Genomic DNA, 23,587 nt, shown 5'->3' with positions numbered 1-23,587 from the left:
CGATGGCCTAGCCACCGGTACCGTTAGTTTTATAATCCATCACAACTTGCAGAAAAAATCGTCATGAAAAAGACCAAAATTGTTTGTACTATCGGCCCGAAAACCGAGTCGGAAGAAATGCTGACCAGCCTGCTGAACGCGGGCATGAACGTAATGCGCCTTAACTTCTCCCACGGCGATTATGAAGAACACGGTAACCGCATCAAGAACATGCGTGCGGTAATTGCCAAAACCGGTAAAAACGCCGGTATCCTGCTCGATACCAAAGGCCCGGAAATCCGTACCATGAAACTGGAAGGCGGCGTTGATGCAGCCCTGGTTGCTGGCCAGACCTTCACCTTCACCACCGACCAGAGCGTTATCGGCAACAACGAGCGCGTTGCGGTGACCTACCCTGGCTTTGCTGCCGACCTGAAAATTGGCAACACCGTGCTGGTGGATGATGGCCTTATCGGTATGGAAGTGACTGCGGTTACCGAAAGCGAAGTGGTTTGTAAGGTACTGAACAGCGGCGATCTGGGCGAAAACAAAGGCGTTAACCTGCCGGGCGTATCCATTCAGCTGCCAGCGCTGGCCGAAAAAGACAAACGTGACCTGATCTTCGGTTGTGAGCAAGGCGTAGACTTCGTTGCGGCTTCCTTTATCCGTAAGCGTTCCGACGTGCTGGAAATCCGTGAGCACCTGAAAGCTCACGGCGGCGAAAACATTCAGATCATCTCCAAGATCGAAAACCAGGAAGGCCTGAACAACTTCGACGAGATCCTCGAAGCGTCTGACGGCATCATGGTAGCTCGTGGCGATCTGGGTGTTGAAATCCCGGTTGAAGAAGTGATCTTCGCGCAGAAGATGATGATCGAGAAGTGTAACCGTGCACGCAAAGTGGTTATCACCGCGACCCAGATGCTTGATTCAATGATCAAAAACCCGCGCCCTACCCGTGCAGAAGCCGGTGACGTTGCCAACGCCATCCTGGACGGTACCGATGCGGTGATGCTGTCTGGTGAAAGCGCCAAGGGTAAATACCCGCTGGAAGCCGTTACCATCATGGCAACCATCTGCGAACGTACCGATCGCGTGATGCCTAGCCGTATCGACACCCTGAACGACAACCGTAAACTGCGTATCACCGAAGCGGTGTGCCGCGGTGCGGTAGAAACTGCTGAAAAACTGGACGCGCCACTGATTGTGGTTGCCACCAGCGGCGGCAAATCAGCCAAATCCGTGCGTAAGTACTTCCCTAACGCCGTGATCCTGGCGCTGACGACCAACGAAGTCACTGCCCGTCAGCTGATCCTGAGCAAAGGTATCACCACTCAGATGGTCAAAGAAATCGCTTCTACCGACGACTTCTACCGCATTGGTAAAGAAGTTGCTTTGGCCAGCGGCCTGGCACAGAAAGGCGACGTCGTGGTGATGGTTTCTGGTGCTCTGGTACCAAGCGGCACGACCAATACTGCCTCGGTTCACGTGCTGTAATAATAAACGTGACAACCAGTCTGTGACCCAAACGCCGCTTAGCGGCGTTTTTTTTATCTGCAATAACGCACTTTCAGAAAAACGCAACCATTAAAGCGGTTTATTTCGCCAATTTCATTTGAGAGTTGTCCCATAGAATCAGGCTGTTTTCCTTCGATTTTTTAACTATTTTGCAAAAGAAGATGCAAGTTTGAGCGAACGATCAAAATAAAGGGCCCTAATACAAAAAATTTATTCTCTTTCGAAAAAAGTTTGTGTAATACTTGTAACGCTACATGGAGATTAACTCAATCTAGAGGGTGTTATAATGAATCGTACTAAACTGGTACTGGGCGCGGTAATCCTGGCTTCTACTATGCTGGCTGGTTGCTCAAGCAACGCTAAAATCGATCAACTGTCTTCTGACGTTCAGACTCTGAACGCTAAAGTTGATCAGCTGAGCAACGACGTGAACGCAATCCGTTCTGACGTTCAAGCAGCTAAAGACGACGCAGCGCGCGCTAACCAGCGTCTGGACAACCAAGCACACGCTTACAAAAAGTAAGTTTGCTTCGGTTATTGAAAACGGTGCACATTGTGCACCGTTTTTTTTTGCCTATAAATTCCCCTGCACATCACCCTATCCAATACCTTAGGCACAAAAAAAGGGCCAGGCTCAATGCCGGACCCCATGACTTTCTCACCATCAAGGTTTAGTTCACTGAGCTAATCGGTGCACCAGACTCGCCAGAGGTATCAGCACCCTCACCAGGAAGTGCTGTAGGCGGTGTAGTGACCTCGGAAGGGTCTTGCCCTACACTTACCAGCACTGGCATGCCAGAACGCCGTACGATGGCGCTGTCGAGCATTGCCTTATCGGTCTGTGGATCGGCAGCAAAGGCTTTCTGATTTTTAGAAAGCGCGATTGGCATGGTCTGCGGATCGTCACTGGCCACTCTGGACAATGGCTGATGCACTTCTACATAGCGTTTGCCGTCTGGCTCAACGGAGACTTTCAGCGGTTCATTGACGATTTGCACTCTGGTGCCCTGTGGCACCTGGTTGAACAGCGCTTCGATATCGTCCGGGCGCAGGCGGATACAGCCTGAGCTCACACGCATCCCGATACCAAAGTTGGCATTGGTGCCGTGGATCAGGTATTCACCGTGCCCCATGGCCAGACGCATGGCAAACAACCCCATCGGATTCTCTGGCCCGGCTGGTATTACCGCAGGCAAAGTCACGCCCTGTGACTGGTAGCGCTTGCGGATGTTGGCAGTGGGCGTCCAGGTTGGATTCGGGATCTTCTGGCTGACCGAGGTCACCTTCAGCGGCGTATTCATACCGGTCTGGCCAATACCGATCGGGTAGACGATCACCTTATCTTCCCCTTTCGGGTAATAGTACAAGCGCAGTTCCGCCAGATTGACCACAATGCCTTCACGTGGGGTATCCGGCAGCAGCATCTGTGTCGGGATCGTCAGCGCCGACCCCGGTTTAGGCAGATAGGGATCGGTACCCGGGTTGGCTTCCAGCATGCCCAATAGCCCAATCTTGTAGTCAGCCGCAATGGCTTCCAGCGAACGGCCATCGTTTGGCACGTTGTAAATCGTATTCTCACCAATCAGACGGCTGCCTGGCGGCGGCAATGGGTATTCGTTCGCACTGGCGGCCTGGGTGCCGGTCAGTACAGTGGCGAATAGCACGCCCATTAGAGTCAACGCACGTTTCATTCTGATCCCTATTGTTATTACGGTTCATTGCAAGGCTAGCGATCGCTAGCCAGCAGGTAAATAAGATAAATGCTCGTTCGATATTAGCAAGATCCGATTTAAAGGCAATAAATTGCAAAAAATCAACATGTTATAACGTAATCAAACGCAGGAATTGTCAATGACTCGTCAACGGGTAAGCGGCTGAAATACTTATGATTTGTAGAAAAAAGGCGGGGTTTGGCTGGATTTGTAAAGGCTCATTGACATAGCGTGCCATCAATAAGCCTTGGGATATCCGGTCAGGCGAGCTGTGCCGCTTTACCGCGAATAGCGCGGATCATCGCCTCCAAACCTTGAGAACGAGAAGGCGTCAGATGTTGGCTCAAGGCCAGTTCGCTGAAGAATGGGCGTATATCCAGATCGAGGATTTGCTGCGGCGTAAGCTCATGATAAACAATAAACACCACCGCCAGCAGCCCCTTGACGATAGCAGCATCGCTATCGCCATGAAACTCAACCTGCCCTTGCGCGTTGTTGCTCATCACGATCCAGACCTGGCTTTGACAGCCGGAAATCAGGTTGGCCGCCTGCCGCTCGCTTTCATCCAGCGGTGGCAACTGGCTACCCAGTTCGATCACATACAGGTACTTCTCCTCCCAGTTCAGGCAGCGGGAAAAATTACGCACCAATTTATCTTTGTCTGGCAAATGCGCCATGGGATTCCCTTTAATGATTAGCCTAACAAGCTGTGGATGCGCTGCAAACCGGCGACCAGCCGATCCACTTCCTCGCGGGTATTGTACAACGCCAGCGAGGCACGGCACATACTTGGTACCTGGTAGAACTCCATCAGCGGCATGGCGCAGTGGTGCCCAGTGCGGATCGCAATGCCGTATTGATCCAGGAAACTGCCCACGTCGTAGGCATGATGTTCACCCAGGTTAAAGGCAATCACGCCGGCACGCTGCGCAGGGCCATAAATCTTCAGCGTTGGCACCTGCTGCAGTCCATCCAATGCGTAGCGCATTAGAGATTGCTCGTGATCGTGGATATTTTCCAGCCCCAGAGCCTCGACATAGTCGATGGCAGCCCCCAGCCCCATCATACCCGCCGTATTAGGTGAACCGGCCTCAAACCGCCATGGCGGCGCTGCAAAGGTAGTACCTTGCGTCAGGCTGACCCGTTGGATCATCGCGCCGCCGCCTTCCCACGGTGGCATCTGTTCCAGCAACGACTGCTTGCCATACAGAATGCCGATACCGCTAGGCCCGTACAGCTTGTGGCCAGAGAACACATAGAAATCGCAGTCAAGCGCCTGGACATCGATACGCTGATGCATCACCGCCTGAGCCCCGTCCACCAGCACCTTCAGCCCAGCTGCTTTGGCCAAGGGAACGATCTCACTCAGCGGGTTGACGGTTCCCAGCACGTTCGATACCTGGGTGATCGCCAACAGCTTGGTGGAGGCATCCATCAGGCCCGGCAGTTGTGCCAAATCCAAGGTACCGTCTGGCTGCAATGGCCAGACACGCAGCGTGATGCCTCGCTCCTGCGCCAGCATTTGCCACGGCACAATGTTGGCGTGGTGCTCCATCTCGGTGATGATGATGCTGTCGCCCGCCGTCAGCAGATGGCGGCCAAAGCTGTTAGCCACCAGATTGATGCCTTCGGTGGTGCCTTTGACGAACACGATTTCTTCCGCCGAGCCCGCATTGATAAAGCGCGCCACTTGCTCACGCACGCCCTCCATCTGCTGGGTAGCTTCGGCGCTCAACGTATGAATGCCGCGGTGAACCGCGGCATAACCGTGACGGTAGAAATCCAGTTCGCGGTCAATCACGCTCTGCGGTTTCTGCGCGCTGGCAGCACTGTCCAGATAAGCCAACGGTTGCCCATTGACCTCCCGAGCCAGCAGGGGAAAATCACTACGTACCCGTTCCAGGGGATAACTCATGCCGCCTCCTGGGGTAAACGATCGGCGATACGCGCCAGCACCAACTCCCGAATGACCGGGTCGGCAATGCCCTCCGTCAGTTCAGCGGCAAAGGCAAAGATGATCATCTGCTGCGCCGCGTGCTTATCAATACCGCGCGATTGCAGATAGAACAGCTGTTCTTCATCGATCCGGCCCACGGTGGCACCGTGGCTGCATTTGACATCATCGGCGTAGATTTCCAACTGCGGTTTGGTATCTACCTCCGCCACCTTGCCCAACAACAGATTGTGGTTGTTCATCTGGCCGTCGGTTTTGATCGCGTGCTGCGCGACCTTGATCATGCCGTTAAATACCGCCTTGGCCCGATCGCTGACCACCGTTTTGTGCAGTTGGCGGCTTTCACAGTAGCCTTTGTTATGTTCCAGATAGGTACGGGTATCGCATACCTCTTTACCTACCGGCAGCACCAGGCTGTTGATGACCAGATTGCTCCCCTCACCGTTTAACTGTGCACTGGTGTGGTGGCGTGTCAGCCCCGCTCCCAACAGGAAGCTGTCGCTTTTAACCCGCGCATCGCGGCCAACCAGCAGGTCGTTATGGGCAAAGTGATAACTGGCCTGGCTCTCAAACGCCAGTTTGCAATGATGCAGCTCGGCATTATCACCCACCGTCACGGTCAGGCGCGCACCGGTGAAGTGGGCCGCAGCGCTGACGCTGGCATAGTGTTCGATGACCGAAGCTCGTGCACCACTCGCAATCTCGATATGGTGCCGGTGATGCAGCGTATTCACTTCTCCGGACTGCTCGCGACCAGTGCTGAGATGCAACAGATAGAGCGGTTTAGCCGGAGCTTTGCCTGCCGCCAGGCTAATCACACTGGTTTCCTGCGCCAGGCTTTCGGTCAAATGCAGAAAAATTTCTGGCTGGATCGGTTCTGGCAGCGTTATTGGCGCATCATAGGTCACCCTGTTCAACTGGTAGTCACCAAGATCCTCATCGCTCAATTGCGGACATAAGCGCCCATCGACAAACACCAAGCGATACGCATCAATCTTCAACGCTAACTGGTCACGCTGCTCCTCGCTAATCACGTGGTCTACAGGCTCCAGAAACTGCTGCTCCAACAAGCCTTCCAGCGGGGTATATTTCCAGTTTTCCTGCTTGCGAGTCGGCCAGCCTTGGCGCAAAACCTGCTGCCAATGGGCTAACGCATGCGCAGACTGCTCGCCGCCGCGGGCTTCGAACAGGCTGTACATCTGCTGTAGTGCCCGTGAATTACTGTTGGTCGGAAAGCCAGCCATAGCCCTGCTCCTCCAACTGTTTCACCAATGAGAAATCACCGGACTTCACGATGCGCCCCTGGGAAAGCACGTGAACGTAATCCGGCTTGATGTAATCAAGAATGCGCTGATAGTGGGTGACAATAATAAAGGCGCGCTTGCCGTCACGCAGCGAATTGACGCCGTTGGCGACGATCTTCAGGGCATCGATATCCAGCCCGGAATCCGTTTCATCCAGAATGCACAGCTCCGGCTCCAGCGCCGCCATTTGCAGGATGTCGTTGCGCTTCTTCTCACCGCCGGAAAAACCGACGTTGACCGAACGGGTCAACAAATCCGCTGGCATATTCAGCAACTCGATCTTCTGTTCGATAAAGTCGGCGAAGTCGAAGCGATCCAGCGCCTCTTGGCCACGGTAATTACGCACCGCATTCACCGAGGTCTGCAGGAAGAAATGGTTGCTGACGCCGGGGATCTCTACCGGATACTGGAACGCCAGGAATACGCCCTCACCGGCCCGATCCTCAGGAGCCAGCTCCAGCAGATCTTTGCCTTTAAACGTCACTTCCCCTGCGGTGACCTCATACTCTTCCCGGCCAGCCAGCGTGGCGGAAAGCGTGCTTTTGCCAGAGCCGTTGGGTCCCATAATGGCGTGCACTTCGCCCGGTTTGATGTCCAGGCTCAGCCCCTTGAGGATCTCATTACCTTCGGCGCTGACGTGCAAATTCTTGATACTTAACATGCTGTGTCCTCTAATCGCGCTGCTGCGCTATAAATACGGGTGCTTAACCGACGCTGTGTTCCAGGCTGATAGCCAGTAACTTCTGTGCCTCTACGGCAAACTCCAGCGGCAGCTCGGAGAACACGTCCTTGCAGAAACCATTGACGATCATCGAGATGGCGTTATCTTCGCTGATGCCCCGTTGCAGGCAGTAGAACAGTTGGTCGTCACCAATCTTCGAGGTGGTAGCCTCATGCTCAAGCTGGGCGCTGTTATTGCGCGTCTCCACATAAGGGAAGGTATGCGCCCCGCTATTGGGCCCGATCAGCATCGAGTCGCACTGAGTAAAGTTACGGGCGTTTTCCGCCCCGGGCAGGATCTTCACCAGCCCACGATAGGTATTTTGGCTGTGCCCAGCGGAGATCCCTTTGGCAATAATGGTCGACTTGGTGTTTTTACCAATGTGGATCATCTTGGTGCCGGTATCCGCCTGTTGGTAGCCGCTGGTCAGCGCCACCGAGAAAAACTCACCGATCGAGTTGTCGCCCTGCAAGATCACGCTTGGGTATTTCCAGGTGATGGCCGAGCCGGTTTCCGACTGTGTCCAGGACATCTTGGATCCTGCGCCTTCACACAGCGCCCGCTTGGTGACGAAGTTGAGAATACCGCCCTTGCTTTCGCCGCCGCCGGAGAACCAGTTTTGCACCGTGGAATACTTCACTTCGGCGTCTTTATGCAGGATCACTTCAACCACCGCCGCGTGCAGCTGATAGCTGTCGCGTACCGGCGCTGAGCAGCCTTCGATGTAGCTGACATAACTGCCTTCATCGGCAATCAGAATGGTGCGTTCAAACTGGCCGGTTTTCGCGGCGTTAATACGGAAATAGGTGGAAAGCTCCATTGGGCAGCGCACACCCTTCGGCACGTAGACGAAGGTGCCGTCAGAAGCCACTGCTGCGTTAAGTGCGGCAAAAAAGTTGTCGTTATGTGGCACCACTCGGCCCAGATATTTACGTACCAAGTCTGGATGGTCGTGAATGGCCTCACCGAACGAGCAGAAGATCACCCCACTCTCTGCCAGCTTTTCACGGTAGGTGGTCGCGACAGAAACCGAGTCGAAAATGGCGTCTACCGCCACTTCGCTACCTTCACGCACCGGTACACCCAACTGATTAAACGCCAGTTCAACCTCGCTGGTCAGGTAGCCGTTCTCCGAACTGGCACCAGGCTGCTGCTCCGCCCCAGGCTGAGAACCGCAGGAGTCATCACAGCTGCCGCAGGACGGCGCTGAATAGTAGCTGTAATCCTGATAGTTAAGCTTGTCATAGTTGGCTTTCAGCCAGTGTGGCTCTTCCATTTGCAGCCAGGCACGGTAAGCCTCCAGGCGGAATTCCAGCATCCACTCGGGTTCGTTACGCTTGGCAGAGATGGCGCGTACCACCTCTTCGTTGATACCTTTGGCCAACTCATCGGTGGCCAGTTGGGTAAAGAATCCTTCCTTATAGCGACCTTCGCTGACCCAAGCCGGTACATCTTTCGCTGTTTCTACGTTGCTTCGTGTCATGTTGATTGCATCGCTTAAACGCCAAAGCTCTCACCGCACCCGCAGGCGTTCTGAGCTTTAGGGTTATTAAATTTGAACATCTGATTCAGCCCTTCCCGAACAAAATCTACCGTGGTGCCATCGATAAACGGCATCGCTTTGAGCGGCACGAACAGCTTGGCCCCGTCACGTTCGAACAACAGATCGTCGCTGGCCGGTTCGCGGGTCAAATCCAGCACGTAGGCAAAGCCCGCACAGCCGGATTGTTTGACGCCGAGTTGCAGCCCTTTCACCTGAGCATCCTGCTGCATGAGTCTGATTATCTGCTTCACCGCGCTGTCGCTCAGCGAAATGCCTTGCCAGACGTTGTCTGCCAAAGAAAAAGTACCAACATCTTCCGTATGCATATGGCCTACCTCACATTCGTGTTTACTACAGCCGATCTGGCTTACCGCCCATGTTAGTGATAATGATTATCACTTCAACCTTTTGTTTTGCGGGGGTATTTACCAAACGCCCGGATTTACGCTCGGCAACACGATAAATCGATGGCGTATCCAAGCAAAATAGATATGGGGATAATTTTTATCCCTCTGAATTCATAGCAATTCATCATATCTCGTACGGCTTATCCCGCTGTTCCGACAAGGTTATAGCGCCGGATAAGTCGTCTGTTTTAAACATTCATAGAAAATACCTATTTCTGCATTTTGTCTGTCTGAAAAATGCCTTTCCCTGCTTTAAGTCTAGTCGCTCGCGTGTTTTTAGCCCGTGGCGGTCAAAAGACCGACTACAGAAAAAAATCTGCGGGGAGCATTGATCATCGCCACAGCTACAAATATGATAATGATTATCATTAAGCTTTAATTGGGCGTGGACCTATGGCTATCTCGATGAATGCGTGGCTGCTGAGCAAAATTGATGAATACAAGTTCAACATCCGTGATGCCACGGTGGATTTCTATATGGCGGAAGCGGCGCTACAGCGGCCTGAATGCAACATCAATCATCTGAAGCGTTACAACGGTGTCAGCCTTGGCATGGCGAATTTATGCCTGGAAAATGGCGATGACGAGAGCTACCTGCATGCGCTGAGCAAACTGCATAACCGGCTGATTGTCGAGATCAACAACCCACAGCGTTGTCAGCTGTTCCGCGTGCAGTGCTATCATTTTGCCCGGCATACGCTAACGCTGATTTGCCAGAAATATTCGATGGAAGGCGGCTGGGACAAGGCTACCGCTTTTCAGAAGGATTTTGTGAAACGGGTGCCGTTCCAGCTGTAACGTTTACCCCGCAGGCGAAAACCTGCGGGGTTGGTGTTACTCCAATACTGCCGTGGTCAGCCGTGAGGTACAGCAGAGGCGATCGCGATCGTCGAAGATCTCAATCTGCCAGACCTGATTGCGGCGGCCGGCGTGCAACGCACGACAAACCCCGCGCACCTGCCCTTTAAATACCGCGCGCAGGTGGTTGGCGTTAATCTCTAACCCCACCACCTTTTGTTCCCCTTCGGTGCACAGATACCCCGCCATTGAGCCCATCGACTCGGCCAGCACCACCGAAGCCCCACCGTGTAACAGGCCAAACGGCTGGGTAGTGCGGTGATCGACGGGCATCACCGCCTCTAAATAGTCATCTTCCAAGCGGGTAAACTGAATGCCCACATGAGCCACCATGCATCCTTCACCGCTTTGGTTGAGTTGTTCCAGCGTTGTTTCACGTTTCCACAGCTTCACGCAATCATCTCCAGAAGTGCCTGTAATGGATGCCGCACGCCATTGCCTTCAATGCGTTTTACCTGGCTGCGGCAAGAATAACCGGTCGCCAGACAGCGTTGCCTTGGCAAACGCTGTAGCGCCTGATGCCATGATAGCTCATAAATCCCCAGGGAATTTTGCAGATTCTTGGCTTCGTGACCGTAAGTGCCCGCCATGCCACAGCAACCCACGCTGACGTTTTCCAACTTGGCGCCAAAACGGGCAAAGATGGCTGCCCACTGCTGGGTACTCGCCGGTAATGCGGTAGTTTCGGTACAGTGACCAAACAGATACCAGGCTTCCCCGGTCGCAGGCTGTTCTGCTCGTTCTGCCAGCAACTGTTGCAACCACTCATGAACCAGTTGCACCTGGAAATTACCCCGCTCGGCCCCGAGAATTTCTTGATACTCGTCGCGATAACACAGCACCAACGCCGGATCGACACCCACCATCGGCATCCCCAGTTTGGCTACCCGGTTAAGAAAGTCCGCTGTCTTGCGCGCCGTTTTGGCAAAGCGTGTCAGGAACCCTTTGATATGCTGTGCCTTGCCGTTCGGTGAGAATGGCAACAGCACCGGCTTGTAGCCCAGCTTTTCCACCAGCCGTACAAAGTCTGCCACAACCTGGGCATCGTAATAGCTGGTAAACGGATCCTGCACCACCAGCACATGCTGTTCGCGCTGGCTTTCGCTCAATGCTTCCAACTGTTCAAGCGTCATGCTGAACGCGCTATGGCCCGACAGTTGTTGGCGTAACGTTGGGCTCGATAGCAGCGGTAAATCCACCATACCGATGCTGCTGCGGCTCAGTTCGCGCACCCATGGCTGCTTGAAGAAGAAGTTGAACACCTTTGGCGCTTTGGCCATCAACGGGGTATAGCTCTCAACGCCAGCGACCACGTAGTCACGCATTGGGCGCAGATAACGGGTGTGATAAAGCTGCAGGAAGCGCGAACGGAAGCCCGGCACGTCGATCTTGATCGGGCACTGGGTCGAACAGGCTTTACAGGCCAGGCAGCCAGACATCGCTTCTTTGACTTCATGGGAGAAGTCATATTCGCCCTTGCCTGCATGCCAGCTATTACGGGTTTTCTCAACCAGCGTGCGGAAGCTGAGGCGCTGCTGCGGCAACTGCTTTTCCAGTGCGACGGGGTCCACGCCCTGCTCTGCCAATAAGCGTAACCATTCGCGAACCAGGGCCGCTCGGCCTTTCGGCGAGTGGATCCGATTCGCGGTGATCTTCATCGATGGGCACATCGGGCTGTGGACATCAAAGTTAAAGCACAGTCCGTTGCCGTTACACTCCATCGCGCCACGGAACGAAGTGCGGACATCGATGGGGATGCGGCGATCCAACGTGCCACGTTTCACCGCATCGACTTTCATCATAACGGCATCTACGCCCAGCGGCGGGCAGATTTTCCCCGGATTGAGGCGATTGAGCGGGTCAAACGCGGCCTTGATGCGGCGCAGTTCTTCATAGAGCTCCTCGCCGAAGAACGCCGGGCTATACTCCGCCCGGAAGCCCTTCCCGTGTTCTCCCCACAACAGGCCGCCATACTTGGCGGTTAACGCCACCACCTGGTCAGATATTTGCTTCATCAGCACTTCTTGCTGGGGATCGCACATATCTAAGGCCGGGCGCACATGCAGCACACCAGCATCAACGTGGCCGAACATACCGTAGCTCAGGTTATGGCTATCCAACAGTTGGCGGAACTCGGTGATATAGTCGGCCAGATGCTGCGGCGGCACGCAGGTATCTTCGGCAAACGGGATGGGTTTGGCCTGCCCTTTGGCGTTACCCAGCAACCCAACCGCCTTTTTGCGCATATTGTAGATACGCTCAATGCCGGTCAAATCGCCGCAAATCTGATAGCCGATCACCCCAGCCTGTTGCTCGGAGATCAGATCGTCCAGACGCTCGCACAACGCTTCCATCTGGCCGTCGATCAGTTCCTTATCGTCACCGGCAAACTCAACGATGTTCAACCCGAGCATCTCTTTATCCGGCACGTTGGTGATCAGTTCGCTGACCGAGTGCCAGACGATATCTTCGCGGGCCAGATTCAGCACTTTAGAGTCGATGGTTTCCACCGACAGCGCCTTGGCTTCCACCATAAAGGGCGCATTGCGCAGGGCCGAATCGAAAGAGTCATATTTGACGTTTACCAGCCGCCGCACCTTCGGCAGCGGTGTGATATCCAGCCGCGCTTCGGTGATAAAGGCCAAGGTTCCTTCGGCACCGGTAAGAATGCGGGTCAGATCGAAGGTTTGCAGATCGTCGCTCAGCACGTGGCGCAGATCGTAGCCGGTTAGGAAGCGGTTAAGCTTGGGGAATTTTTCCAGGATCAGTGCGCGTTGCTCGCGACAACGGTTCAGCACGGTGTGGTAGATCCGCCCCTCTGGCGTATCTTCCTGGGCAATCGTTTCCGCCAGCGGTGTTGGCATGGCGCGAGTGTCGATCATTTCGCCCCCCAGCAACACCGCCCGCAGCCCCAGCACGTGGTCTGAGGTTTTGCCGTACACCAGCGAGCCCTGGCCAGACGCGTCGGTATTGATCATGCCACCTAGGGTGGCGCGGTTGCTGGTAGAAAGCTCCGGCGAGAAGAAATAGCCGAACGGCCGCAGATACTGGTTAAGCTGGTCTTTAATCACTCCGGCCTCTACCCGCACCCAACCTTGCTCGACGTTGATGTCCAGAATGCGGTTCATGTAGCGCGACATATCAACCACAATGCCGGTGTTAAGTGCCTGCCCATTGGTGCCGGTGCCACCACCGCGCGGGCTGAAGGTGAGCGCCTTGAAGCGCTCCTCGTCGGCCAGCCGGGCGATAAGCGCCACATCGGCGGTTGAGCGAGGAAACACCACCGCATCGGGCAACAGCTGGTAAATGCTGTTATCCGTCGCCATCGTCAACCGATCGGCATAGCTAGTGGCGGTATCGCCGTTGAATCCGCTCTGTTTTAACGCGGCCAAAAAGTCCAGCACCCGTTGAACGAGGCCGGATGCCTGAGAAATTTGTGGGATCATTCGCTTGTTTGACTCTGTCTGCTCTTCATTGCTTAACCGGGCCCGGAACTGACCCTCCCCTGTCTTTTATTATCACGATAACCGCAAGGGCCGTTACCCGCCCCTGCATCATCGCTATCTACCTCATAATGGCGGGTGTTTTGCCGCTTGTACATCCTGAATTTGGCATTATTTGGCGGGGAAAATGATAGCGCAACCGATGGCTGCGCTTTCGGCAGAAGAAAATCTGGCGGTTATTCCACTGCGCTTAATAGTGAAAGGCGGTACCGCTGATGACGTTCCACGGCAAAATGTGCTGCTGACTGTGAAAGTTGCCAAAAATGCTCCATGATAAAAGGGTACCAAGGAATTAACTCACTAGGATGAAAACGCATTCATGACACAACCGCAACGCCGCTACGATTTACCGACGATAATTTTTGGTGTGCTGTTTATCGCCATTATGATCGTCGCCAGTTTTTGGGTCATTCAACCCTTTATTCTGGGATTTGCCTGGGCATCGATGGTGGTGATCGCCACCTGGCCGGTATTGATTAAACTACAGAGCCTACTTTGGGGCCGCCGGTCGCTAGCCGTGCTGGTGATGACCATCCTGCTGCTCTTACTGTTTGTGCTGCCTATTGCCCTATTGATCAGCAGCGTGGTGGACAACAGCGCGCCAATCGTAGCCTGGGTGAACTCGCCGGGCCAGCTCCACGTTCCACAGTTGGAGTGGCTGCGTTCCATTCCAGTGATCGGGCACAAAGTCTATAACAGCTATCATCTGTTGGTGAACACCGGTGGTAACGCTCTGGTGGCCAAAATTCAACCTTACTTTGGCCAGACCGCCACCTGGTTTGTCACCCAGGCAGCACATATTGGCCGTTTCCTGATCCACTGTTCGCTAATGTTACTGTTCAGCGCCTTGCTGTACGCCCGCGGTGAGCAGGTTGGCATGGCGATCCGCCATTTTGCCGTACGCCTTGCTTCCACTAGGGGCGACGCGGCCGTGTTACTGGCCGGGCAAGCGATCCGTGCAGTCGCATTAGGCGTGGTGGTGACCGCATTGGTGCAGTCGATCCTGGGCGGTATTGGGCTGGCCGTTTCCGGCATTCCGGCGGCCACCTTGCTGACCGTAGTGATGTTCGTCTTTTGCCTCGCTCAACTGGGGCCATTGCTGGTCTTGGTCCCGGCCATTATCTGGCTTTACTGGACCGGTGATACCACCTGGGGCACCGTGCTATTGGTGTGGAGCTGTGTGGTCGGAACTCTGGATAACTTCCTGCGCCCGGCGCTAATCCGCATGGGTGCCGACCTGCCGTTGATTCTGATCCTGTCAGGCGTTATCGGTGGCCTGCTGGCCTTCGGGATGATTGGTCTGTTTATCGGCCCAGTCGTGTTGGCGGTCTCTTATCGGTTGGTTAGCGCCTGGGTGAACGAAGCTCCAGAGCCCACCGCCGATCTGGAAGAAGTCGCCAAAGATTTAGAACAGTTGTGATCCCTACATCGCCTGCTCATTCATTGGGCAGGCGATAAATCCAAATATTCCCATTCCCCACCGCATCGTTCCCGATAATTATTCTGCTGACTCACCTGGTGCAAAATAGATACCAATCAAATACCTGTTCTTGCAATGAAATCGTACAATCCAGGCTGTTTGATTGGGACGATTCTTAATGACGCGCGCCAGATAACTGCCTAGTATGAAACTCTATCTTGCTGAAAAGCATTGCTTTCCATGCATTGTTTGCCAGCCAAGTCATCTAACAGAGTTACTCCGAATCACTGAATTGCTGTGTGTAGTCTTTGCCCGTCTTTTGATGGGCTTTTTTTTGTGCAAAATAACCCGCCAATATAAAAAAACCGCCAGGTTTAACCGGCGGTTTTATGTTTTCAATAGACGTTGTTATTCAGGTTTACTTTCTTTGTGACAAATTAACCCAGGTCTGCACCACGGTATCCGGGTTAAGCGACAGGCTATCAATCCCCTGATCCATCAGCCACTCGGCAAAGTCCGCATGGTCTGACGGGCCTTGTCCACAGATGCCGACATATTTGCCATGACGCTTGGCCGCCTGGATCGCCATGGAAAGCAGCGCCTTGACCGCCTCATTGCGCTCGTCAAACAGCTCAGAGACCACTCCGGAATCGCGATCCAGCCCCAGCGTAAGCTGCGTCATATCGTTGGAACCGATAGAGAAGCCATCAAAGTGCTCAAGGAACTGATCGGCCAGCAAGGCGTTGGAAGGGATCTCACACATCATGATCACTTTCAGCCCGTTCTCGCCGCGCTTCAACCCTTGACGCCCCAGCTCTGCCACCACGGCTTCCGCCTGAGCCACGGTACGCACAAACGGCACCATTACCTCAACGTTGGTCAGCCCCATCTCATTACGTACCCGCTTCATTGCGGCACATTCCATGGCGAAGCAGTCTCGGAAGCTGTCAGCCACGTAACGACCCGCACCACGGAAACCTAACATCGGGTTTTCTTCGTGCGGCTCATATTTCTCGCCGCCGACCAGGTTGGCGTATTCGTTAGATTTAAAATCGGAAAGGCGCACGATCACGCGCTTCGGCCAGAATGCCGCACCCAACGTGGCGATCCCTTCGGTCAAACGACCGACATAGAACTCGACCGGATCGTCATAGCCCAACATCAGCGTCTTGATTTCTGCCTGCAGCTCTGGAGTTTGCTGGTCGAACTCCAACAGGGCACGCGGGTGTACGCCGATCATGCGGTTGATAATAAACTCCAACCGGGCCAGCCCTACGCCTTCATTTGGCAAGCGAGCGAAGTCGAACGCACGGTCAGGGTTTCCGACGTTCATCATAATCTTCAACGGAAGTTCCGGCAGTTCAGTGACTTCCGAGCTTTGTACGCTGAACTCCAGCATGTCGCTGTAGACAAAGCCAGTGTCGCCTTCGGCGCAGGAGACGGTGACTTTCTGCCCTTCTTTCAGCAGGTCCGTTGCGTGGCCACAACCTACAACGGCAGGGATCCCCAGTTCGCGTGCAATGATCGCTGCATGGCAGGTACGTCCACCACGGTTGGTTACGATCGCTGCCGCCTTCTTCATGATCGGTTCCCAATCCGGGTCGGTCATGTCGGTGACCAATACGTCGCCCGGCTCGATACGATCCATTTCGCTGATATTGTGGATGACCTTCACCGGGCCTGCCCCAATGCGATGGCCAATGGCTCGCCCTTCCACCAGCACGGTGCTGTTACCGTTCAGTTGGTAGCGTTCCATCACCTGCTCATTGGAGCGCACGGTTTCTGGCCGCGCCTGGACTATCAGCAGCTTGCCGGTGTGGCCGTCTTTGGCCCACTCGATATCCATCGGGCGGCCATAGTGTTTTTCGATCAACAACGCCTGATGTGCCAGTGCCTGGACTTCATCATCGGTCAAAGAGAAACGATTGCGTTGCTCTTCTGGCACATCTTCGATACGGACCTGTTTGCCGTGATCCTGTGAAGGTGCGTACACCATGCGGATTTTTTTCGAGCCAAGGTTGCGGCGCACAATGGCCGGTTTGCCCTTCAGCAGCGTCGGTTTATGGACATAAAACTCATCCGGGTTGACCGCCCCTTGCACCACCATTTCCCCCAAGCCGAACGCCGAGGTAATAAATACCACCTGATCAAAGCCGGACTCGGTATCAATGGTAAACATGACCCCAGAGGAAGCCAGGTCGGAGCGCACCATGCGCTGCACACCGGCGGAAAGCGCCACGCCACGGTGATCGTAACCCTGATGCACACGGTAAGAGATGGCCCGGTCGTTAAACAGAGAGGCGAAGACGTGTTTGATCGCCACCATCACCGCATCAATGCCCTGCACGTTGAGGAAGGTTTCCTGCTGGCCAGCAAACGAGGCGTCTGGCATATCTTCGGCCGTGGCGGAAGAACGCACGGCAAAGGAGGCTTCGCTTTCGCCCTCGGACAGTTGTTGGTACGCCAGGGTAATTTCACGTTCAAATTCCGCGTGGAAAGGCGTATCGATCACCCATTGGCGAATTTGCGCACCGGCCTTGGACAGTTGAGCAATATCGTCCACGTCAGTCTGATCCAGCAGCTGATAAATGCGCTGGTTAACCCCACTTTGCTCAAGAAAATCGTTAAATGCCTGGGCGGTGGTGGCGAAACCGTTGGGTACGGCCACGCCCAAATCGGAGAGATTGGTGATCATTTCACCGAGGGAGGCATTTTTGCCACCGACACGGTCAACGTCGTGCATGCCAAGCTGGTTGTACCAAAGCACATTACGCAAGTCTGGGCCATTGTTAGACATCGAGACAATCCTTATTGCTATCAGTAGGGTATTGACGGATTTTTGACGGGTACCGCAAAAACGGCACCCACCCACACTAGCACAATGATCCATAGACAATAGACAGGTGAATCGATCAAGCCAATGAAGAAAATAGCAATTAAGAGAATTCCAGCGAGCACAATTTTATTAGGGATCGTTCCCTAACTGGCTAAAAGCTTACAATTCAACAAATTATGTATTATTTAAACTTTTGCTTAAATACCCGTAATTTTAGTGATTGATTTGACGAAAATAGCACCAATTTGCGTCGGAGCAGGTAGTTAAAATAGCACCATTCATTTTATTAAAAATGAAATATAGTTTTATTAAATATATTCAATTGCCGCGAATGATCCCCAGCGTCACAAAATTTCTGTCCTCCTCTTTACCGTATGTGGGTATGCAGACCATGATGTTGCTATCCGTCGTTTCAGGCATTAAGGAGTTATGGGTGGAAAGAAGCGTTTTTTATATCTCGGATGGCACGGCCATTACCGCCGAAGTATTGGGGCATGCGGTGCTGTCACAGTTTCCCGTCAAGGCCACCACTTTCACTCTGCCCTTTGTGGAAACCGAAGCGCGTGCGCGGGGCGTATGCCAGCAGATCAATGATATTTACCAACAGACAGGTGTGCGCCCACTGGTGTTCTATTCGATTATCTCGCCGGAAGTGCGGCAGGTGATCACCCAAAGTGAAGGATTCTGCCAGGATATCGTGCAAGCCCTGGTTGGCCCGCTACAGGGGGAATTAGCGGTGGATCCAACGCCGGTCCCTAATCGCACCCACGGGCTGACGGAAAACAATCTGGGCAAGTATGACGCCCGGATCGCGGCCATTGAATACACCCTGGCCCATGATGACGGCATATCGCTGCGCAATCTCGATCAGGCGCAGGTGATCCTGCTCGGCGTATCCCGCTGCGGTAAAACCCCCACCAGCCTTTATCTGGCGATGCAATTTGGTATCCGCGCGGCCAACTATCCGTTTACGGCCGATGATATGGACAATTTGCAGCTACCTGCCGCGCTAAAGCCGTTTCAACATAAATTATTTGGGTTGACCATTAACCCAGAGCGGTTAACGGCGATCCGCGAAGAACGCCGCGAAAACAGCCGCTACTCTTCCCCGCGCCAATGCAGGATGGAAGTTGCCGAAGTGGAAGCACTGTTTCGCAAAAACCAGATCCGCTACCTCAATACCACCAACTATTCGGTGGAGGAAATCTCCACCAAGATCCTCGATATCCTCGGTATGAGCCGGCGAATGTTCTGATAGTAGGGGCTGGCCGGATAGTCGTCCATCCCCCCTCTTTTGTGCTTTTTTACCGGTTTTAATCAGCCGATCACAATCTCTACGGTTGAAATCAGCCGTTTTTGCGTTATTGTGATCGCCATCACTTCCCGGTATTCCTGCCGTCGCGAAGAACAGTTTTAGAGACAATCATGCACAAAACAGATGAACTGCGGACCGCGCGCATCGACAGCTTGGTCACGCCTCAGGCGTTGGCAGAAAAGTTGCCGATCTCAGCATCGGTAGCCGATAACGTGACAGCGTCACGTAAACGTATTGAAAAAATCCTCACTGGCGAAGACAAGCGCCTGTTGGTGGTGATTGGCCCCTGCTCCATTCACGATCTGGATGCGGCAATGGACTATGCCACCCGTCTTAACGTACTGCGCGAGCGCTATCAGGATCGCCTGGAAATCGTGATGCGCACCTATTTTGAAAAACCGCGCACCGTGGTGGGCTGGAAAGGCTTGATTTCCGATCCCGACCTGGACGGCAGCTATCAGGTCAACCGTGGCATTGAGATGGCGCGCAAGCTGCTATTGTCAGTGAACCAGCTTGGCCTGCCAACGGCGACCGAGTTTCTGGATATGGTGATCGGCCAGTATATTGCCGACCTGATCAGCTGGGGCGCGATTGGCGCTCGCACCACCGAAAGCCAGATCCACCGTGAAATGGCTTCGGCGCTCTCTTGCCCGGTCGGTTTCAAAAATGGCACCGACGGCAATACCCGCATCGCCATTGATGCCATCCGTGCCGCGCGCGCCGGTCATATGTTCCTGTCGCCAGACAAAACCGGCCAGATGACCATTTACCAGACCAGCGGTAATCCTTATGGCCATATCATCATGCGCGGCGGCAAGACGCCAAACTATCACGCGACCGATGTGGTAGCCGCCTGTGATAGCCTGCGCGAGTTCGATTTACCTGAACAGCTGGTGATCGACTTCAGCCACGGCAACTGCCAGAAATTGCATCGCCGCCAGTTGGAAGTGGCGGAAAACGTCTGCCAACAGATCCGCGCAGGCTCAGTGGCCGTCGCTGGCGTGATGGCTGAAAGCTTCCTGGTGGAAGGCACGCAAAAAATCGTGGCTGGCCAATCGCTAACCTACGGCCAATCCATTACCGACCCTTGCCTGAGCTGGTCGGACAGCGAGCAGTTGCTGGCTATGCTGGCCGATGCGGTGGATACCCGCTTCTGATTATTTTAGCCAGCATGCTTTTGGCATGCTGGCTCTTATTCGCGGGTAGAACCACCATCTCACAATAGCACATACGATTTCACAAACATTTGGGCAACTCACTCTATCGAGACCATCTTTTTGTAAATCAACCTTTCGTTGAAATCTATTTTAATATCATCCAGAAAAAGCAGCGCGCGACCAAAACCCCCCTCTCTACGCCAATATCGTTCAAACTGGGAGAATGGGTAGTTAATATACCCCCAGGCAGGATCGTATATTTGAATAACGCCATCAATCACCCCATGGAAAACCACAAAGTGCTCTTTTCCAAATCTATTTATGTATAGAATGGCGGGTGAGTGAAGCTGCTTTAATTGTTTTGATGTAATTTTAATGCCTATGGTATCCAACCCCATTTTTTTTGATAGCATGCTAATATCCAAGAGTGAATACTCAGGTTTTACACCGATGTTACTTATCAACTTTAGTTCTGATGTATCAATGTTGTAATATTGCCTTGAAATAAATTCAAGAGAAGCCACCCCGCAGGTGTTATCATACAACTGCCTATTCCCCCCCAGAAACTTAGTGTGCAGATAGGTTGCTTTCACACTCGTTTGACAACCACTAAAAAGCATAAAAAAACATATAACGCTCACCATCCATCTCTTCAATAGCCCTCCATAAATATCATGCGAAAATTATTACTAGTGCCCCCTTCCGATGCTACTCAAAATCATGAACCTATCCATTGAGCCAGGTAAACGATAGTGGGTAGCGAAGATAAATTCACATACATAATACCCATGCCGTTAACTTTTTTTATGCGTTTCTTTTTAGACAGCCAGTGGATAATAGCAGCCATAAAAATCATCAACAGGGAGTAAGCCGAAGTAAAAACAACATGACCACTTATTAACCCCGCCAAAACCAGCATTAATGATGAAAAAGCAATGGCACTCATTTTAACATCCATAAATATTTTTACGCCTGTAATGAAATGACAACAGGTTGCCACTATAAGCAAGCCGACATTAAATATAGACATATTATTTCTTCTTATGACAAGTATCACATGACCCTCTTCCACCGCCACCAAGACCGCCAATAGCCGCATTAGTCGCCCCCATAGCACTTACACCTAAAGCCGCACTGGCAGCTGCCCCTGACACCGTAGCGCCCATTAATCCCCCCGTAGCACCGGTTACAAAACCACCGACGGCCGCAGTGGCTGCATTCCCCCAATTTATTTGCGCTCCATTTGATAAGTCAATACCAATTGACCCAGCAGCGCCTCCTGCCGCCCCAATGGCACCAAGAACCAGAGGGCCAACCTTACCTTTGGTATTATCTAACTCCTCCATATTTAATGGCAAAAATGAACGATATCCCAATGCCTCTAACTTACGATGCTTCTCCTTATCCAAGGATTCCAGTTTGTTTTCAGCGCACACATTCACACTAAAAACAGAGTAATAGCCTAAAACGCAAATAAACAAAACCTGTTTTATCTTCATCATATTGGCAACCTTTAGACATTAAAATATGGCGTTGGAATACCATACGAAATATATCCCTAACGTTCTGACGGCATGAAGATTGATAGCTATTCACATTTTATAGTTCAAACCAATAGATATGACAGAGCCTTTGTTGTTGCCTACCCCTCCTTTAACACTAACGCTGCCAATAGTATTCTCTGCCAAGTTCACTGCCGTGCCAACTGAAAGCGAGGTTTTACTGCTCCACTCTTTCTGGCTTGAAATATCACTATATGCATTTATGACATCCTTAGAAACTCCCCAATTTAAATTAACCTCAGGGTTAATAGCAAAGACAACTTTTCCCGATAGCGTGTAGGCTTGATAGTCGTTAGTAAATCTCTCCTTCGAAATACCATCGAGATAACCGAATGACAGATTCAGAACGAGAGGGTCGTATATCCAACTGAGAGAGGAGCCAAGTACGTAACTCTGTAGCGCACCATGTTTGAAATTTCCGCCAGAATAAAAAACAGAATAATCCGAAAACCGATAAAACTGGTAGCTTACCCCAACCCCTAACCCATTAAATCCGTACTCATTTTTAGTCACGCCAGTATTATTTTCCAACAAATATCTCGTATTGACCCATTGCCCATTTGCAGTGGCTGATAAAGATAGTTGGCGCGTCACCCCATACATCCCCAAAAGATATCCTGACATTCCATTCTTTTCCCGCCGATAGGATAATGAGGTGCGATCGATAACATATTGGCCTGGGCTGATTTGATTTATATAAACACCGGAATACCCTCCTTCAGCACTTTCATTGATGATATTCACTCCCGTTCCAAATGACCACCTTTGCTTTTTCGGAAGGAAATCATCAATTTTCAAAATTGACTTAACCGGTTCCGACCCCATATTTTCCCGCGTTTCCTCTGCGTGGGAGATAAAAGTCACCAAACTAATTAACATCAACAAAATAGCATTCTTTTTCATACCCCCCTCGGTTTCAATCACATTGTCTATAAATGCGATAATAAACATTGGAAAACTCAAGAGTCAATAACTTTAGTGGAAAAAAATGGTATTTTTAATTGTTAGTTATTTTATTTAAATATTAATTTAAATTAAAAAGGTAATTATGCAACGCACTGTTTATATTAAATAACATTTGCCATCAATGTTTTTTTCTGGCTATAAAAACAGTGCTTTTTTATCACGTTAAAAGTGTTTATTGCAATAGCGCATTATTGTCTGCACAACACCGACAGCCGATTATTTAGCCCCTATGGTACGAGATAGTGTTACCTCATTCAGCTATACTGGCCAAACATCCGCCGCTAAACCGATCTGGAGCCCTTCTGTGAACCATTCACTGCTGTCCATTCCCTGTATCACCCTGCAAGGGGAACATAAAACGCTGGCCGACTTTCCGGCGCGAGCCTACCTGGTGGTCAATACCGCCAGCAAGTGTGGCTTTACCCCGCAGTATGCAGGCTTGGAAAAGCTGTGGCAGTATTATCGCTCACGCGGGTTGATGGTGCTGGGCTTCCCCTGCAATCAGTTTGGCGGACAAGAGCCGGGCAATCCGCTGGAGATTGCCAACTTCTGCACCCTTAACTATGGCGTCAGCTTTCCGCTGTTCAGCAAGATCGACGTCAACGGTGCGCAGGCACATCCCCTGTTCAGCGAGTTAAAGCGCCGTGCACCCGGCCTGTTAGGCAGCCAACGCATCAAGTGGAACTTCACCAAATTCCTGCTCACTGCTGATGGCGAGCGCATCACGCGCTTCGCCCCCATCACCAAACCCGAGCGCCTGTTCAGCCGTATCGAAACCCTGTTGAAATAGCCTTTTCATCAGCAAATCGATCTGCAGCAATCCAGTTCCGGT

Annotated in this window: 22 protein-coding genes; 8 read left to right on the top strand and 14 right to left on the bottom strand. The window is 52.5% G+C overall.

The window, feature by feature from the left end:
- Nucleotides 1-63: 63 nt before the first annotated feature.
- Both pykF and KGP17_RS12060 read left to right on the top strand, forming a co-directional pair.
- Nucleotides 64-1,476 (top strand): pyruvate kinase PykF, encoded by a 1,413-nt coding sequence (gene pykF / locus KGP17_RS12065; protein WP_021178107.1) that lies wholly within the window; start codon nt 64-66, stop codon nt 1,474-1,476.
- A 307-nt stretch (nt 1,477-1,783) separates the two neighbouring features.
- Nucleotides 1,784-2,020 (top strand): major outer membrane lipoprotein, encoded by a 237-nt coding sequence (locus tag KGP17_RS12060; RefSeq protein WP_005165631.1) that lies wholly within the window; start codon nt 1,784-1,786, stop codon nt 2,018-2,020.
- A gap of 148 nt (nt 2,021-2,168) precedes the next feature.
- Here KGP17_RS12060 and KGP17_RS12055 read toward each other — a convergent pair whose 3' ends face one another.
- The 7 genes from KGP17_RS12055 to sufA all read right to left on the bottom strand — a co-directional run bounded on the left by KGP17_RS12055 (nt 2,169) and on the right by sufA (nt 9,057).
- Complete coding sequence (locus tag KGP17_RS12055) at nt 2,169-3,188, bottom strand: L,D-transpeptidase family protein (protein ID WP_021804561.1); 1,020 nt, start codon at nt 3,186-3,188, stop codon at nt 2,169-2,171.
- A 281-nt stretch (nt 3,189-3,469) separates the two neighbouring features.
- The gene (sufE, locus tag KGP17_RS12050; protein WP_021804562.1) at nt 3,470-3,886 is read right to left on the bottom strand and encodes a cysteine desulfuration protein SufE; all 417 of its coding nucleotides are present in this window, start codon (nt 3,884-3,886) and stop codon (nt 3,470-3,472) included.
- 17 nt (nt 3,887-3,903) lie between these two features.
- Nucleotides 3,904-5,124 carry a cysteine desulfurase SufS gene (sufS, locus tag KGP17_RS12045; RefSeq protein ID WP_223499440.1) on the bottom strand — a complete coding sequence of 407 codons (1,221 nt, stop codon included), beginning with the start codon at nt 5,122-5,124 and terminating at the stop codon, nt 3,904-3,906.
- A complete protein-coding gene (sufD, locus tag KGP17_RS12040; RefSeq protein WP_223499439.1) occupies nt 5,121-6,407 on the bottom strand; it encodes a Fe-S cluster assembly protein SufD in 1,287 nt (428 codons plus the stop codon). The genes sufS and sufD overlap by 4 nt, the downstream gene beginning before the upstream one ends.
- Entirely contained in the window at nt 6,382-7,128 is a 747-nt protein-coding gene (sufC, locus tag KGP17_RS12035) for a Fe-S cluster assembly ATPase SufC (protein WP_021804565.1), read from the bottom strand. The genes sufD and sufC overlap by 26 nt, the downstream gene beginning before the upstream one ends.
- 43 nt (nt 7,129-7,171) lie before the next feature.
- A complete protein-coding gene (sufB, locus tag KGP17_RS12030) occupies nt 7,172-8,671 on the bottom strand; it encodes a Fe-S cluster assembly protein SufB (RefSeq protein ID WP_115158432.1) in 1,500 nt (499 codons plus the stop codon).
- A gap of 14 nt (nt 8,672-8,685) precedes the next feature.
- A complete protein-coding gene (gene sufA / locus KGP17_RS12025; protein WP_021178114.1) occupies nt 8,686-9,057 on the bottom strand; it encodes a Fe-S cluster assembly scaffold SufA in 372 nt (123 codons plus the stop codon).
- A 474-nt stretch (nt 9,058-9,531) separates the two neighbouring features.
- On the opposite strand from sufA, the gene KGP17_RS12020 reads away from it, so the two are divergent.
- Entirely contained in the window at nt 9,532-9,936 is a 405-nt protein-coding gene (locus KGP17_RS12020) for a hypothetical protein (protein ID WP_024486172.1), read from the top strand.
- Between the two features lie 36 nt (nt 9,937-9,972).
- Here KGP17_RS12020 and menI read toward each other — a convergent pair whose 3' ends face one another.
- Nucleotides 9,973-10,389 (bottom strand): 1,4-dihydroxy-2-naphthoyl-CoA hydrolase, encoded by a 417-nt coding sequence (menI, locus tag KGP17_RS12015; RefSeq protein WP_021178115.1) that lies wholly within the window; start codon nt 10,387-10,389, stop codon nt 9,973-9,975.
- Entirely contained in the window at nt 10,386-13,442 is a 3,057-nt protein-coding gene (locus tag KGP17_RS12010; RefSeq protein ID WP_021804567.1) for an FAD-binding and (Fe-S)-binding domain-containing protein, read from the bottom strand. The genes menI and KGP17_RS12010 overlap by 4 nt, the downstream gene beginning before the upstream one ends.
- 184 nt (nt 13,443-13,626) lie before the next feature.
- Between KGP17_RS12010 and KGP17_RS12005 the strand changes: the two genes are divergently transcribed.
- Complete coding sequence (locus KGP17_RS12005) at nt 13,627-13,773, top strand: hypothetical protein (protein WP_155621742.1); 147 nt, start codon at nt 13,627-13,629, stop codon at nt 13,771-13,773.
- A 45-nt stretch (nt 13,774-13,818) separates the two neighbouring features.
- On the top strand, nt 13,819-14,919 hold the full coding sequence (ydiK, locus tag KGP17_RS12000) for an AI-2E family transporter YdiK (protein ID WP_021804569.1): 1,101 nt from the start codon (nt 13,819-13,821) through the stop codon (nt 14,917-14,919).
- A 418-nt stretch (nt 14,920-15,337) separates the two neighbouring features.
- On the opposite strand, the gene ppsA is transcribed toward ydiK, so the two are convergent.
- Nucleotides 15,338-17,716, bottom strand: coding sequence for a phosphoenolpyruvate synthase (gene ppsA / locus KGP17_RS11995; RefSeq protein ID WP_021804570.1), 2,379 nt, complete (start codon nt 17,714-17,716; stop codon nt 15,338-15,340).
- Between the two features lie 472 nt (nt 17,717-18,188).
- Here ppsA and KGP17_RS11990 point away from each other — a divergent pair, with 472 nt between their 5' ends.
- The gene (locus KGP17_RS11990) at nt 18,189-19,010 is read left to right on the top strand and encodes a pyruvate, water dikinase regulatory protein (protein WP_021804571.1); all 822 of its coding nucleotides are present in this window, start codon (nt 18,189-18,191) and stop codon (nt 19,008-19,010) included.
- Nucleotides 19,011-19,180: 170 nt separating this feature from the next.
- A complete protein-coding gene (locus tag KGP17_RS11985) occupies nt 19,181-20,227 on the top strand; it encodes a 3-deoxy-7-phosphoheptulonate synthase (protein ID WP_021178121.1) in 1,047 nt (348 codons plus the stop codon).
- Nucleotides 20,228-20,325: 98 nt separating this feature from the next.
- On the opposite strand, the gene KGP17_RS11980 is transcribed toward KGP17_RS11985, so the two are convergent.
- The 4 genes from KGP17_RS11980 to KGP17_RS11965 form a co-directional block, all read right to left on the bottom strand.
- Nucleotides 20,326-20,883: a C39 family peptidase gene (locus KGP17_RS11980; RefSeq protein WP_223499437.1), complete on the bottom strand. Its 558-nt coding sequence runs from the start codon at nt 20,881-20,883 to the stop codon at nt 20,326-20,328.
- A gap of 62 nt (nt 20,884-20,945) precedes the next feature.
- Complete coding sequence (locus KGP17_RS11975) at nt 20,946-21,257, bottom strand: hypothetical protein (RefSeq protein ID WP_166734850.1); 312 nt, start codon at nt 21,255-21,257, stop codon at nt 20,946-20,948.
- 1 nt (nt 21,258) lies between these two features.
- Nucleotides 21,259-21,729 carry a hypothetical protein gene (locus KGP17_RS11970; RefSeq protein ID WP_223499435.1) on the bottom strand — a complete coding sequence of 157 codons (471 nt, stop codon included), beginning with the start codon at nt 21,727-21,729 and terminating at the stop codon, nt 21,259-21,261.
- Nucleotides 21,730-21,819: 90 nt separating this feature from the next.
- The gene (locus tag KGP17_RS11965) at nt 21,820-22,740 is read right to left on the bottom strand and encodes a hypothetical protein (protein ID WP_208295956.1); all 921 of its coding nucleotides are present in this window, start codon (nt 22,738-22,740) and stop codon (nt 21,820-21,822) included.
- A 319-nt stretch (nt 22,741-23,059) separates the two neighbouring features.
- On the opposite strand from KGP17_RS11965, the gene KGP17_RS11960 reads away from it, so the two are divergent.
- Nucleotides 23,060-23,545: a glutathione peroxidase gene (locus KGP17_RS11960; protein ID WP_021804573.1), complete on the top strand. Its 486-nt coding sequence runs from the start codon at nt 23,060-23,062 to the stop codon at nt 23,543-23,545.
- The last annotated feature ends 42 nt before the right edge of the window (nt 23,546-23,587 follow it).

The organism is Serratia sp. JSRIV001 (assembly GCF_019968745.1).
Taxonomy (GTDB): domain Bacteria; phylum Pseudomonadota; class Gammaproteobacteria; order Enterobacterales; family Enterobacteriaceae; genus Chania; species Chania fonticola_B.
This window is presented reverse-complemented; position numbering and strand designations above follow the sequence as displayed.

Excerpts from the sequence above, each read along its gene's own strand:
- KGP17_RS12060 (WP_005165631.1), top strand. The coding sequence starts at position 1,784 with ATGAATCGTACTAAACTGGTACTGGGCGCGGTAATCCTGGCTTCTACT.
- sufB (WP_115158432.1), bottom strand. The coding sequence starts at position 8,671 with ATGACACGAAGCAACGTAGAAACAGCGAAAGATGTACCGGCTTGGGTC.
- sufA (WP_021178114.1), bottom strand. The coding sequence starts at position 9,057 with ATGCATACGGAAGATGTTGGTACTTTTTCTTTGGCAGACAACGTCTGG.
- sufS (WP_223499440.1), bottom strand. The coding sequence starts at position 5,124 with ATGAGTTATCCCCTGGAACGGGTACGTAGTGATTTTCCCCTGCTGGCT.
- pykF (WP_021178107.1), top strand. The coding sequence starts at position 64 with ATGAAAAAGACCAAAATTGTTTGTACTATCGGCCCGAAAACCGAGTCG.
- KGP17_RS12020 (WP_024486172.1), top strand. The coding sequence starts at position 9,532 with ATGGCTATCTCGATGAATGCGTGGCTGCTGAGCAAAATTGATGAATAC.
- KGP17_RS12010 (WP_021804567.1), bottom strand. The coding sequence starts at position 13,442 with ATGATCCCACAAATTTCTCAGGCATCCGGCCTCGTTCAACGGGTGCTG.
- KGP17_RS11970 (WP_223499435.1), bottom strand. The coding sequence starts at position 21,729 with ATGATGAAGATAAAACAGGTTTTGTTTATTTGCGTTTTAGGCTATTAC.
- KGP17_RS11965 (WP_208295956.1), bottom strand. The coding sequence starts at position 22,740 with ATGTTTATTATCGCATTTATAGACAATGTGATTGAAACCGAGGGGGGT.
- KGP17_RS12055 (WP_021804561.1), bottom strand. The coding sequence starts at position 3,188 with ATGAAACGTGCGTTGACTCTAATGGGCGTGCTATTCGCCACTGTACTG.
- KGP17_RS12005 (WP_155621742.1), top strand. The coding sequence starts at position 13,627 with ATGATAGCGCAACCGATGGCTGCGCTTTCGGCAGAAGAAAATCTGGCG.
- sufD (WP_223499439.1), bottom strand. The coding sequence starts at position 6,407 with ATGGCTGGCTTTCCGACCAACAGTAATTCACGGGCACTACAGCAGATG.
- ydiK (WP_021804569.1), top strand. The coding sequence starts at position 13,819 with ATGACACAACCGCAACGCCGCTACGATTTACCGACGATAATTTTTGGT.
- sufE (WP_021804562.1), bottom strand. The coding sequence starts at position 3,886 with ATGGCGCATTTGCCAGACAAAGATAAATTGGTGCGTAATTTTTCCCGC.
- ppsA (WP_021804570.1), bottom strand. The coding sequence starts at position 17,716 with ATGTCTAACAATGGCCCAGACTTGCGTAATGTGCTTTGGTACAACCAG.
- KGP17_RS11985 (WP_021178121.1), top strand. The coding sequence starts at position 19,181 with ATGCACAAAACAGATGAACTGCGGACCGCGCGCATCGACAGCTTGGTC.
- KGP17_RS11975 (WP_166734850.1), bottom strand. The coding sequence starts at position 21,257 with ATGTCTATATTTAATGTCGGCTTGCTTATAGTGGCAACCTGTTGTCAT.
- sufC (WP_021804565.1), bottom strand. The coding sequence starts at position 7,128 with ATGTTAAGTATCAAGAATTTGCACGTCAGCGCCGAAGGTAATGAGATC.